The following is a 12720-nucleotide window of genomic DNA, read 5'->3' as shown; positions in this document are numbered from 1 at the left end:
TTAAATCCTTATGAAATTTTTATTTTTAGGGCTTAGAATTTCATCTTCTATGCGGACAAATTCCCTTCTTTCAAAACAATCCACCCCCGCTCTTGCAATCATCAAAGCATTATCCGCACAGTATTTTAACGGGGCAAGTTTTAACACGCATTCATTCTTTTCGCATAAATTTTGAAGTCTTTTGCGTAAATTAAGATTCGCACTTGCTCCTCCAACCACACCAAAAATTTTAAATTTTTCTTGTTTGAAAATTTTTTCAAGTTTATCTAAAATATGCTCACAAGCCGCATTTTCAAAGGCATAGGCAATTTCACTTTTTAAATTCTCATCTAATTTTTCATATTTTAAAATTTCAAGTCTTGCTTGATTTTTAAGCCCTGAAAAGCTGTAATTGAGTTCTTTAGAATGCTTCATAGGAACAGAAAATTTGATTTTTTTTTCTTTGGCTTTCAAGGCTAAATTTTCGATTTTTTCTCCACCCGGATAGCCTAAATTCATCATTTTTGCAAGTTTGTCAAAGCTCTCGCCAAAACTATCATCATAAGTTTTTGCTAGAATTTTTAAAAAACCCCTATTGTCAATCTTTAAAACCATAGTATGCCCACCACTAACAAGCAAAATTCCCATATCAAGGCAAATTTTTTCATTCAAAAAAAGAGAATAAATATGTCCCTTAAGATGATTGACAGCTATAAGAGGCACATTCAAAGCTAAGGCTAAAATTTTTGCCATAGAAATTCCACTCAATAAACTCACACTCAAACCGGGTTCATTTGTTACAGCTATAGCACAAAGTTTAGGAAAATACTCTTTGCATTGTTCTAAAATCTTTGTTAAAGCTGTACTATGAAGTCTGGCAGCAAGTTCAGGCACGACTCCACCAAAAACAGAGTGTGATTCATCTTGAGAAATTTTTTTGTCAAAAACACAGCTGAAATTATCTTTATCGATGATAGCGATACTGCTATCATCACAAGAGCTTTCAATGCCTAAAATAAGATTTTTCATTCAAATTCAACGAGGATTGAGCCTAGAAATTTATCCTTTGAATTTGCCGTTATTATATCTTTTTCGTCTAAATCCGGAGCATTTGTTATAATCTTACTTCCGCTATCATATTCTAAAAGTTGAGGCAAATCCGCTCCTTTTAACTCATAAAATTCCACACGATAAATTTTACCCGACATGTCTAAAGAATACTGCTTTTGCATATCTTTTTTGCTCACTAAAATATTGCTTTCATCTTTAGAATGATTAAAGCCTATGATATTCACTCTCGCATTTTGAATTTTTGGGATAAGAAAGCTTTTTTTAACCTTAACCTTAGTCCCAAAAGGCACAGAAGTGCGATTTTCATCAAGCTCTATATCCACTTCATTAAAGGCATCGCTGAATTCAAAGTATTCAGGATAAATTCTTGCTTGAAAATTATTGCCATATTGCACAAAGAAAGAATCTTTATCTCCTATAACCACTGTGAGTTCATTGCTTGTATTATAATTTAATTCTTTATTAATAGGAAAAGGCACATATCTTATAACATTTCTTGGGCTATTAAGAAAAAGTAGAATTTTATTATCAAAAAGTTTGATTTCAAGTTCGCGATTGATGACTTTTTTCACACCTTCGGGAGTGAGTTCAAAGCTTCTTGTAAATTCGATTCCAGCAGTTTTGAGATAATTTTCCACTGCCAAAAGATGATAATACACCCTTAAATGCACAGGCAAATTTTTACTCGATTCATTGGCAAAGGCTGCTTTATTATTTGAAATGGCAAAATAAGTTAAAGCCTTGAGCATTTCTGTATCTTTAAGCTCTTCGGTTTTGGTGTTTTTAAGATGATATTCGTGCTTAGGATTGGTTAAGGAGGCATTGACACTATCTATAGTTGTATTGGCTATATTTTCAAGGTCTTTATATTTACTTGCATTAATCTCACTTGTATCAATCACACTTGAATTTCCCCAACGATTAGGATTTTTAAGGGCATCTTCATAAGTAGGACGATAAAAACCCCAACCATCGTGCAAATTAATAACCATACTCACTTCCGGCTTTAAAATTAATTCTTTAATACGTTGTATGGTTTTAAAATCAGGATCCTTAGGACTAATGTTTGCAAATTTTCGGTTTAAATCCCCATTAGTTCCACGACTTCTTTTAATGATGCTATCAAAGGCTAAATTAGGTGCGACGATGATTTTTCCTTTAGTAATATTATAATCACTCAACAATAAACTCGCAGCATGAAAGCCACCGGGCTCATCACCTTGAATTCCACCAAAGATTAAAACCGTATTATTATCATCTAAACTTTTACCATTTTCACCAACGCTAAAATCAAGCTCAAAAGCAAACATGCTACATAAAAAAATCCAAAAAACTACTATATATCTCATCTTAAATACTCTCTAACTTTGGTATCATACTCAAATACCGCTAAAATATTATCAAGTTTTGGTATTCCAAAATGGTTAAGCACCTTAAAAATTCCTTTAGAAATATCCAAAAATCCGCATTTTCCTTTTAAAAATTTATAGACTAAAACCTCATTGGCTGCATTGATTAAAACACCCAAACTAGGATAATTTAAAAGCTCATTTTTGAGTTTAAAAATAGGATACTTTCTCTCATTAACTCTATAGAATTTTAAACCAGAAAGTTTAACAAAGTCTATATATTCAAGAATTTTTGTATTGTGTTTTTTAAAAATAGCTTGAGAAATGGCTAATTTCATATCAGCATAGGAAAAATACGCTGTGCTGGAACCATTTTTAAATTCGCATAAAGCGTGAATGATTGATTTTGGTTCGATTAATGCGTCAATGTCTTTAAAGCCGTAAAGATGATAAGCCTCTATAATCTCAAAAAGCTTATTTGCCATAGTTGCACTATCGATTGTAATCTTAGCCCCCATTTCCCAAGTAGGGTGCTTTAAAGCATCTTTAGCACTGACCTTTTGCAAATCTTTAATCTTGCTTTTCCAAAAAGCCCCGCCACTTGCTGTGATGTAAAGCTTTTTAACATTTTTATGCTTTTGAAGCAAGAATTTCAAAGCCGAGTGTTCGCTATCTATAGGAATGATTTTAGCTCCTTTTAAAAATTCTCCCGCGACAACAAGGCTTTCTTTATTAGCTAAGGCTATGTTTTTATGGCATTCTTTAGCCTTTAAAGAACTTCTAAGTCCTGCAAAACCAACGATGGCATTAAGAAAAAGCTCATCTTCACATTCTTTTAAAATTTTTTCTAATCCCTCTTGTCCCACAAAGACTCTTTTATGTTTGACTAAAGATTTGTCTTTATGATTTTTAATGCAAACAAATTCGGGCTTAAAGCGTTCGATTTGCTCGTTTAAAAGCTTGATGTTTTCACCGCAAGCAAGGGCTGAAATTTTCATATTTTTAGTGGCAGCAAGGGCTAAAGCATTGACCCCTATGCTTCCTGTGCTTCCAAAAACTATCATAAAAATGTAACCATTGCAAAAGTAGCGATGAGTAGTGCATCGATTCTATCTAAGATTCCGCCGTGTCCGGGTATGAGATTGCCGCTGTCTTTAACCCCAGCTTGTCTTTTAAAATAACTCTCAAGCAAATCCCCAATCACTGCAAAAATCGCAACCGCAAAAGAGCAAAAGAAACATAACCAAAAATCATACACAAAAAGCCCCACAATGCTTCCTAAAATAACAGCTAAAATCACTCCGCCTATAACGCCTTCTAAAGTTTTATTTGGACTTGTTTGAGAAAAAGGAGTTTTGCCCATAAATTTTCCGATAAAATAGGCTCCGCTATCACAAGCTGCAACGATGATGATGAGCCAAAACACCGCAAACATTCCGTTGTCTAAATACAATTGCCAAAGTGCAAATAAAGGCAAACTAGGATACAAATAAAGCAAAGCAGGATTTAAATTTTGAGCTTTTTTATACACTAAAAAGCCCAACATTAAAAGCAAGGCTAAAATTCCGCAAAGCAAGGCTTCTTTGCTAAAAGTTCCTATTAAAAAAGCAAGGACTAGAGGGATAATGGACTCATTTTCGAGCTTAAAAAGCTTTTTAGCCTCTTCAAAAGCGACATAAAATAAAGCTGCAAAAACGATAAAATTGATAAAAAATTTATCAATTAAAGCCATAAGAATGACCGCTAAAACTATGCCCAAACCCCAAAAAATTCTCGTTGCGTTAAACATTTTTCTCCTTTAAATACTCATATCCAAACGATGAATACTCTCTTTTATCTCGTTGTTTTCTTCTGTTTGTGAATTTTCTTTTTCCTCTTCTGTTTGCTCTTTTTTAGCCTGTCTTTCTTCTTTTTTTCTCTTTTCCTCTTCGCTTTTTTCTTTGATTTCTTCTTGCACTTCCAAAGACTCATTGACTTTTTCAAGTTTTGCAGCTGCTTTTTCTTTTTCATTGAATTCAGCCATATTCATCAAAGTTGCAAAACCTTCTTTAGCAACTTCATTGCTCACTTGTGTGGATTGATAAGAAACATTTTGATTGACAAAATTCACATTTCCTAATGGGCTAACCGGCATATTTAATCCTTTAAAATTTTAACACTTTTAAAATTTGTATATTCTACAAACGCCTTTTGTTTCACCTTTACAAAATTTCTAGTCGTATAATCGACCAAATAAGCACCTTGCTTTAAATTTGAAAAATTCACACAAAGTTTTGCAGCAAATTGTATCACTTCTTCGCTGATTTTTTGTTTATTTGAGCAAATAAGAGTGTGAGCACTTGGAAGTTCTTTAATATGCAACCAAATATCGTTTTTTTTAGCCTTTTTGAGTAAATTTTCATTGCCTTTTTGATTTTTTCCTATACTGATTTTAAAATCCTTAAAATAAAAATTTTCTATGCCTAAATGATTTTCATCATCTTTTTTATATGAATTTTTATCTTTTTTAGGGAGTAAAATTTCAAGCTCAAAAATACTTTCACTCTGCTTTAAAAGCTTCTCTAAATGCCTATAAAATTCTAATTTATCCTCTAAATTTTGCCTTTGAATATGCATATTTTTGGCTTTTTGTTTGAGTTTTTTAGCCTGTTTGTAAAAATCATTTGCACTCTGTTTTGGACTTAAAATGAGTTTAAATTCTATTTCTTCGCCTTGAAAATCTTTGAGTTTAAATTCTCTTTGATAATCTCTTAAATGACTTAAATTTGCAAACAAAAGGTCTGCTTTTTGACTTAAATTTGTAGCATCGATAAGCAGATTTTTTTCATCTTCTAAATGCGATAAAAGAATTTGAAGCTTTTGAATTCTTTTATGCATTTGAGAGAGTTTTGTTTTTTTACAATCTTGAAGTTTTTTTTCATACAATTCTTTAAATTTTTTCTCAAAATAAGATTGAAAATCTAAAATTTCTTTAAATTCTTCGTCCATTTTATAGGGTTTTAAAGCTGTTAAATTTTGATGGGGTTTTATGATTCTATAATTTTTATCCATATGCCTTAAAGCCTCGATGATGACACCCTTAGAATCTGTAAGGATGACATTAGTATTTTTTCCCGTAAATTCAAAATCAATAACACTTTCAAAACTCTTATAAGCCCTTAGAGCTGTTACAAAAAAACGCAAAACGCGGTTGTTTTCTAGCACCACAACTTTTTTTAAAAAAGCATTGCTAAAGTATTTTTTAAGCATAAAATCAAAAGGAGCGTTGTATTCTTTACTTTGAAGATTTGCAGTATAAATAGCACTTTGATTGCGGTTTAAATCAAAAATAAATTTTTGTTTATCAAGACTTATTTCTAAAACATTATCATCGATGCGTTTGATAAAATCAACCTTTTTAAAAACGCTGAAAAAATCTTTAATCTGCAAAAGTTCTTTATATTTCATTTTTAAATTATAAGATATTTTTTGCAAATTTTATGCTAAAATTTTCGATAATTTTTTAAGGTAAATTTATGAAAGAGCTTTTAAAATTAAATTGCGTGATTTTATGCGGGGGCAAATCCTCTCGCATGGGACAGGATAAAAGCATTTTGCCTTTGGGTTCTCAAAGTTTAACTCATTTTCAGGTTCAAAAATTCTCTCCTTTCTTTAAGCAAATTTTTATCAGCACAAAAAAAGACAAATGGAATGGTGAATTTGCTTTGATTAAAGATGATGAACATTATAAAATTCACTCGCCTATGTTGGCACTTTATTCTATCCTTAGGCATTTTGACAATCAATTTGTCTTTATCATCGCAGTGGATAGTCCTTGTTTGAGTGAAAATGAGCTTTCAAAAATGGCTGAATTTTTAAACAAGGATTTTAAAATCATCATCGCTAAAACTCAAAATCACAAGCATTCTTTGTGTGGCTTTTATCATAGCTCTTTAGCTCCAATTTGCAAAGAATTGCTTGAAAAAAACGAACAAAAAATCGGTATTTTATTCAGCATGGTTAAAACTCAATTTGTCGAATTTGAAGATGAAAAAGCCTTCTTAAATCTCAATTTTTACGAAGAATATAAAAAATTTACAGAAAATTTTTAAAGATATAATTTTTTATATTTAAATTTTATTCTATATCTATTTAAAATCTAAAGCGATATTTTTTGAAAAAATAAGTCTTAAGCTAAATCATTTTAAAAACTCAAATTTGTATAAAAGTCTTAAAATAAAGAATATGATACCAAAAATTAAGATTAAATCTTCTCAAAATTTAAACAAATTGAATTTATTTAAATATATCTTTAAGTATATATTAAGTAAATATATATTAAACTAATTTAAAACAAATATATATGTTACCCCATACTTTTTAAGGAGAAAAAATGAAAAAAGGACAAAAATATTACACCTCTTTACCCTACAAGATGATTGTGCAAAAGATAGAAAAAAGTAAATACAACGAAGAAGAATTTGTTGCATTTTACAAAGAATATCCAAAAATTACAGGAATTGGTAAAAGTGAAGTCAAAGCCATAACCGAACTTAAAAAGGCTTTTAAGGAATTCATAGAACAATGTTTAAAAAATAATGTAGAAATCAAAGAGCCGATTTTGAAAGAAAAGAAGGTTAAAGTGATGATTTTAATGCGTCAAAACACTTTAAAAAGAATCGGAGAAAAAGTAAGCAATCGTTCGAAATTTTTGGATTTAGCTGCAAATTATATACTCGATCGTGGTATCAATTTAGAGACAGATTAAACGAGTGATTTTTAAACTTTAATCAATTTAAATTTTAAAAGAAATTATATAAAGTATAATTTCTTTATAACATTTTTTAAAATTTGGTTTAGATTTTTGCTTTAGTTCTGTTATTTGAAGTTCGATAAAGATTTAAAAGTCTTTAGGGTAGTCCGGTTGATAGAGTGTAAATTTAAAAATTTCAATAAAATAAATTTAAAAAATAATTCAATCATACACTTAGCTTCAAATTTTCAAAAATATATATTTAAATACCTAATTAGGTATTTTTTAACATAGGTTTTAAATCATAACGCGAAGTGTCTGAAAAAAGTCCGATAATACTTTGAGGCAAAAGCTCATATTCAAGAGTATGAATTTTGCTTTCAAATTCCTCATAAGTTAATGTTCCCTTTTCAAAAGCCTTTTGAGCAATGATTTTTCCGCCATCAAGTTCATCACTGACCCAATGCACGCTCACTCCGGCAATTTTCATATCGCTTTGAAAGCTTTCTTTTATCGCATTTGCACCCTTAAAAAGTGGAAGCAAAGAAGGATGCACATTGATTGCACTGATATTTTGTGTAAAAATAGGACTTAAAATTCGCATAAAACCCGCTAAAATCGTCAAATCCGCTCCACTTTTTTTAATCTCACTCACAAGAAGGCTATCAAACTCCTCTCGAGTCGCAAAATGATTATGCTCAATAATCTTTGTTTCAAACCCATATTTCTTAGCTCTTTGTATGCCAAAGGCATGTTTTTTATTGCACAAACAAAGCACAATTTCAAATTTTACCCCATTAAAACTTTTTTGATGGAGTGTTTTTAAGAGATTTTCAAGATTGCTACCATTTCCACTAAAAAGCACAGCAAGTTTTACAAGCATTTTAATCCTTTAATAAGTTTGAGTGCATCAAAGCTGTTTTTGTTAAATTTGTATTTTTTCGCAACCAAAGCATGGGCTAAAGTTGCGTTTTTAGCCGCATCTAAGGCTTTAAAACCAGCCCCTAAAAGTGCAGCTATCATTCCGCTTAAAACATCGCCACTTCCGCCTTTTGCTAAGGCTTGATTGCCACAATTTACCACAAAAATTTCCTCATCTTGAATCACAATAGGATTTGCACCCTTTAAAAGCAAAACGCATTGAAAAGCCTTTGCAAATTTTTTTGCATAAAAGAAACGATTTTTTTGAATTTCATTCACGCTAATTTCTTCATCAAAGCATAATTTTAAAAGCCTTGAAAATTCTTTAGGATGTGGGGTTAAAACCACATCTTTACGCTTTAAGTGTCTAAGAATTTCTTTGCTTGAAAAACAATTTGCATCCAAAACAAGGGGAATTTTTAAAAGCCTTTTATCTTTTAAAAGTTCTAAATTTTCAAGTCCCATTCCTAAGGCAATAGCGTCAGCTTCTGTATGAATTTCATTTTTAAGCATTAAAAGAGGGGAGAAACTTTTATCATTCAGCAAAGAAACAAGTCCGCCTCCAAAATTTAAAGCTCCAAGCCCTGCTAAAGTCCCAGCACTTGCACTTGCAACGATATAAATATGACCGCAACTTCCTTTATGAGAATCGATTCTACGTTCAATCATTTTTAAATCTTTCTTCTCAAGCAAGAAAGTCTTAGAATGCGGGGCAAATTTTTTGTGAGTTAGCCCTAAGTGAGCAAGTTTAATCTCACCGACAAATTCCTTAGCAAAATCTTCAAGCAAAAGTTCTTTCAAAGCACCCATACAAAGCGTCAAATCCGCCTTAAAACAAAGCTTTTGCCCCAAAGCACTAGGAATATCACAAGAAATTTTAAAGGCTTTTGAGAGATTAGCTTTTTGAATTATGGCGGAGGTTTTTTGATCTAATTTTTTATTAAACCCACTTCCAAAAATTGCATCAACTATACAATCAAATTCCTTAAAATCAGGCTCTTTAAACAAAAATTTAAAATCAAGTTTTTTTAAAATTTCCGCTTGTTTTAAAAATAAAGGGCTTTTTTTAAATCCTTCATTGACACAAAATAAATTGATATTTTTAAAATATTTTTGCTTTAAATGTCTTGCTGCAACAAGGGCATCAGCTGCGTTATTTCCCCCACCTAATAAAAACAAAATACGAGCTTTTTTGCGTTTTTTTATCTTTTTTTCAATGATTCTTGCAAGTTCATATCCTGCATTTTCCATCAGTAAAATCTCATCCAAACCCAAATCAATCGCTCTTTGCTCGAGTTCTTTAATGTCTTTAAAAACCGCTTTCATTGCTTGAGCCTTTCTGTATCTTCTTTATTGAATTCTATAGGAATGTTTTTGCTTGTTTTTGCTCCCAAATATTTAAGATTCTCAAATTTCAAACTAAGATTTCCTCTACCTGTGATGAGTTTATTTTCCATTTTATCGATATGATTTTCAAGATTTAAAAGACTTTTTTTAATATTTTCAAAATCTTCAAGCACTCCTGTAAATTTATCATAAAATCTTCCTAATTCTTCAAAAGCTTTAAGAATATTTTCATTGCCCTTAACCTGCCTCCAAGAAATATTTATCGTGTTTAGTGCCATAAATAGGGTATTTGGAGTTGTAAGATAAATCTTTTTTTTATAAGCGTATTGATAAATTTCTAAATCCACGCTCAAAATCAAATCCAAAATATTTTGATAGGGGATAAAAAGCAAGATGAAATCATAAGTATGAGAATCAAAATTCGCATAGGGTTTTTTAGCTAACTCATCAATCCTTGCTTTGAGATTAAAAGCGAGTTCTTTGCAAAGCGTTTCGCTAAGCTCCTCAAAGCTAAAATCATTTGGCAAAGAAAATTTTGCATCGATGACTATGCTTTTTTTAGAGTCTAAAAACACAATAGCATCGGCTATGTAGGTTTTTTCATCTTGCTTAAAAGCCACTTGAAGTTTGTATTGTTCATTTTCTATCAAACCGCTATTTTCAAGCACATTTTTCAGCTGAAGTTCAGCAAAATTTCCTCTGATTTTTTTATCTCCCTTTAAAATTTTAGCTAATTTATCGGCATTTTGTCCTATATTTTGGCTGAATTTAAACATATTTTCTATGCTGGTTTTGAGTGAAATTTCATTTTGAATGAGTTTTTCGTTGTATTCTTTGACGCTCTTTTTAACAGGAATGAAAATTTCTTCTAAAAGCTTTTTAATATCATCATTGAGCATAATTTTATTTTGATTTAAAAGGCTTTGATTTTGATTTTTTAAGTTTTCATTGAATTTTTTTTCTAAATTTTCTAAATTTTGCTTGTATTGAAATTCTAGTTTTTCTTTTTCTTTTGCGTGATTTTTTAAATTTTGTTCGTAGTTTAATCTTTTTTCTTCGAGTTTTGTTTCTAAAATTTCACATTGAGATAAAAGTTTGATTTTTTCTTCTAAAAATTGTTTTTCATTTTCTTTTAAAAGCTCATTTTGCTTTGAAAATTCGTTCAGTTTTTCTTTCAATAGGATTTTTTCATTTTCAAAAATTTTTTTAGAAGCTTTAAGCCATAAAAAAACTCCGAGTAAAGTAAATACAGAAAAAAGCAGAGGCGAAATTTCATAAAAATTCATTTTTAACCCTAAAACTCAAAGCTTCTAAAATGTGTGATTTTTCTATACTTTCACTTTGAGTAAAATCAGCACAAGTCCTTGCAACTTTTAAGATTTTATTAATGGCTCTTTGTGAGAATTTATAACGATTTATAGCTAAATCAAGCGTATCTTTAGCGGAATTTTCAAGCAGACAAAATTTCTTTAAGTCTTCATCTTTGAGTTTGCCATTAAATTCTCTTTGTCCGCGTTTTTTTTGAAAAACAAAGGCTTCAAAAACCATATCGCTCATCTCTTTAGAACTCAAACTTGCTCTGTCGTTTTTATCCACTTCATCCATCGCAACATACAAATCTATCCTATCCATAATGGGCGAAGAAATGCGAGTTTTGTATTTTTTAATCTCATTTTCAGAACAATGACAAGTCAGTTCTTTAGAAAATAAATTTCCACAAGGACAAGGATTTTGAGCTGCTATAAAGGCAAATTTAGTCTCATAAGTGATTTTTGAATTGACTCTTGAAATATGGATTTTACAATCCTCCAAAGGCTCTCTTAAACTCTCAATCACTTCTTTGCTAAAATGCGGAAATTCATCAAAAAACAAGACTCCACCATTTGCTAAAGCCACTTCTCCGATTTTTGCATTTTTAGCCCCACCACCAAAGATACTTGCTCTTGTACTTGTATGATGTGGATGGCGAAAAACACGCATTTGTTTAAATTCGCAATCCTTAGAATTTAAAGACATATAAGCATTTTGCATTAAAACTTCATTTAAACTTTGAGGAGGCATAATATAAACAAGTCTTTTTGCACACATACTCTTACCACTTCCCGGACTTCCTTCAAAAAGCACATTATGCATTCCAAGAGCTGCAATCAAACAAGCTTTTTTGGCTTGATTTTGTCCCTTAACATCGATAAAATCTAGTGTAAAATCTTTATTGCGTATAAAAATTTCATCATTTAAAATCAAAGGATTTTCAAATAAAGGATGGGTTTGTTTGAGCTTGAATTTTTCATATTTTTTTTCTTTAAAAAATTCTAGAACTTGATTTAAATTTTCAAGAGCATAAATTTCTAAATTTGGTATCATTGCAGCCTTTATGGCTATGCTTTTTGGGACAACAATTTTGGCTTTTTTTACCTTAGTACTTAAAAATAAAAGCAAAGAAAAAAGCTCATTTGTACTCTTAATACTTCCATCAAGTCCAAGCTCACCGACAACAAAAAATTCATCAAGCTCTTCATTTTGACATAAAATCAAAACTGCAATCGCTAAATCAAAATGAGAGCCACGTTTTGGAATGCCTGAAGGACTGAGATTGATTGTGATTTTGCGAGCTGGAAAATTAAAATCACAACTTAAAAGAGTAGCCTTGATACGCTCTATGCTTTCTTTTATAGCTGTATTTGCAAGTCCTACTATGCTTAAATTTGGCAAACCTCTTGTAAAAGTGGATTCCACATCGATAAGTTCTAATTCTTCGTCAAAGCTTATACATTTAAGTTTTTTCATTGAGTTTTTTCAATTTTTTTTGTTTTTTAAATTCTTTATCAAATTTTTGTCTTTTAAGAAAAGAAATTTTCTCTATAAATAAATGCCCATTTAAATGGTCATTTTCATGTTGAATTGCTACAGCTAAAAAACCTTTGGCTTCAAGCTCTTTAAAGGCTCCAAAACGATCTTGATATTTAAGTAAAATATGCTCTAATCTTTCAACTTCTTCAAAAAAATCAGGCACACTCAAGCAACCTTCAGTGCAAATAATTTTTTCTTCATCTAAAGGAATGATTTGAGGATTGATAATCTCTAACAAATCCTCTTTTTTTTGCTCTTTGCTCTCCTCATCAAGAAGATTAACAAGAAAAATGCGAAGGGGTATATCCACTTGAATGGCTGCTAAACCCACGCCGTTATTTGTTATCATCGTTTCATACATATCATCTAAGAGTGTATGGAGTTCTTCATCAAAATTTTCCACAATTTTGGATTTTAAAAAAAGTCTTTTATTAGGATAAGTGATGATTTTTCTTACCATAAAAACCTCAA

The 12720-nt window shown here is 30.7% G+C and carries 13 protein-coding genes; 2 read left to right on the top strand and 11 right to left on the bottom strand.

Features of this window, described 5'->3' with window-relative positions; all coding sequences use genetic code 11:
* From tsaD to CCUN_RS00485, 6 genes are read right to left on the bottom strand one after another with little or no spacing between them, the layout of a single operon-like run.
* On the bottom strand, positions 1-1008 hold the full coding sequence (gene tsaD, locus CCUN_RS00510) for a tRNA (adenosine(37)-N6)-threonylcarbamoyltransferase complex transferase subunit TsaD (RefSeq protein WP_027305002.1): 1008 nt from the start codon (positions 1006-1008) through the stop codon (positions 1-3).
* Entirely contained in the window at positions 1005-2399 is a 1395-nt protein-coding gene (gene pgp1, locus CCUN_RS00505) for a peptidoglycan D,L-carboxypeptidase Pgp1 (RefSeq protein WP_027305001.1), read from the bottom strand. The genes tsaD and pgp1 overlap by 4 nt, the downstream gene beginning before the upstream one ends.
* Entirely contained in the window at positions 2396-3463 is a 1068-nt protein-coding gene (gene dxr / locus CCUN_RS00500) for a 1-deoxy-D-xylulose-5-phosphate reductoisomerase (protein WP_027305000.1), read from the bottom strand. The genes pgp1 and dxr overlap by 4 nt, the downstream gene beginning before the upstream one ends.
* Positions 3460-4188, bottom strand: coding sequence for a phosphatidate cytidylyltransferase (locus CCUN_RS00495; protein ID WP_027304999.1), 729 nt, complete (start codon positions 4186-4188; stop codon positions 3460-3462). The genes dxr and CCUN_RS00495 overlap by 4 nt, the downstream gene beginning before the upstream one ends.
* Positions 4189-4197: 9 nt before the next feature.
* A complete protein-coding gene (locus CCUN_RS00490) occupies positions 4198-4533 on the bottom strand; it encodes a hypothetical protein (RefSeq protein WP_027304998.1) in 336 nt (111 codons plus the stop codon).
* Between the two features lie 2 nt (positions 4534-4535).
* Positions 4536-5846: an NFACT RNA binding domain-containing protein gene (locus CCUN_RS00485; RefSeq protein WP_027304997.1), complete on the bottom strand. Its 1311-nt coding sequence runs from the start codon at positions 5844-5846 to the stop codon at positions 4536-4538.
* Positions 5847-5914: 68 nt separating this feature from the next.
* Here CCUN_RS00485 and CCUN_RS00480 point away from each other — a divergent pair, with 68 nt between their 5' ends.
* Both CCUN_RS00480 and CCUN_RS00475 read left to right on the top strand, forming a co-directional pair.
* The gene (locus CCUN_RS00480) at positions 5915-6490 is read left to right on the top strand and encodes a molybdenum cofactor guanylyltransferase (protein WP_035175589.1); all 576 of its coding nucleotides are present in this window, start codon (positions 5915-5917) and stop codon (positions 6488-6490) included.
* 281 nt (positions 6491-6771) lie between these two features.
* The gene (locus CCUN_RS00475) at positions 6772-7146 is read left to right on the top strand and encodes a hypothetical protein (RefSeq protein ID WP_051521661.1); all 375 of its coding nucleotides are present in this window, start codon (positions 6772-6774) and stop codon (positions 7144-7146) included.
* A gap of 259 nt (positions 7147-7405) precedes the next feature.
* Here CCUN_RS00475 and purN read toward each other — a convergent pair whose 3' ends face one another.
* Genes purN through def form a run of 5 tightly spaced genes read right to left on the bottom strand, consistent with a single transcriptional unit; the run spans position 7406 to position 12709 of the window.
* Positions 7406-8014, bottom strand: coding sequence for a phosphoribosylglycinamide formyltransferase (purN, locus tag CCUN_RS00470; protein ID WP_051521660.1), 609 nt, complete (start codon positions 8012-8014; stop codon positions 7406-7408).
* Entirely contained in the window at positions 8005-9378 is a 1374-nt protein-coding gene (locus CCUN_RS00465; protein WP_027304995.1) for a bifunctional ADP-dependent NAD(P)H-hydrate dehydratase/NAD(P)H-hydrate epimerase, read from the bottom strand. The genes purN and CCUN_RS00465 overlap by 10 nt, the downstream gene beginning before the upstream one ends.
* Entirely contained in the window at positions 9375-10685 is a 1311-nt protein-coding gene (locus CCUN_RS00460) for a DNA recombination protein RmuC (protein WP_027304994.1), read from the bottom strand. The genes CCUN_RS00465 and CCUN_RS00460 overlap by 4 nt, the downstream gene beginning before the upstream one ends.
* Entirely contained in the window at positions 10672-12186 is a 1515-nt protein-coding gene (locus CCUN_RS00455; protein ID WP_027304993.1) for a YifB family Mg chelatase-like AAA ATPase, read from the bottom strand. Before CCUN_RS00455 ends, CCUN_RS00460 begins: the two co-directional genes overlap by 14 nt.
* Positions 12173-12709: a peptide deformylase gene (gene def / locus CCUN_RS00450; RefSeq protein ID WP_027304992.1), complete on the bottom strand. Its 537-nt coding sequence runs from the start codon at positions 12707-12709 to the stop codon at positions 12173-12175. The genes CCUN_RS00455 and def overlap by 14 nt, the downstream gene beginning before the upstream one ends.
* Positions 12710-12720 lie beyond the last annotated feature (11 nt).

This window comes from Campylobacter cuniculorum DSM 23162 = LMG 24588 (assembly GCF_002104335.1).
Taxonomy (GTDB): domain Bacteria; phylum Campylobacterota; class Campylobacteria; order Campylobacterales; family Campylobacteraceae; genus Campylobacter_D; species Campylobacter_D cuniculorum.
The sequence above is the reverse complement of the archived record's forward strand: the minus strand, read 5'-3'. Positions and strand labels throughout refer to the sequence as shown.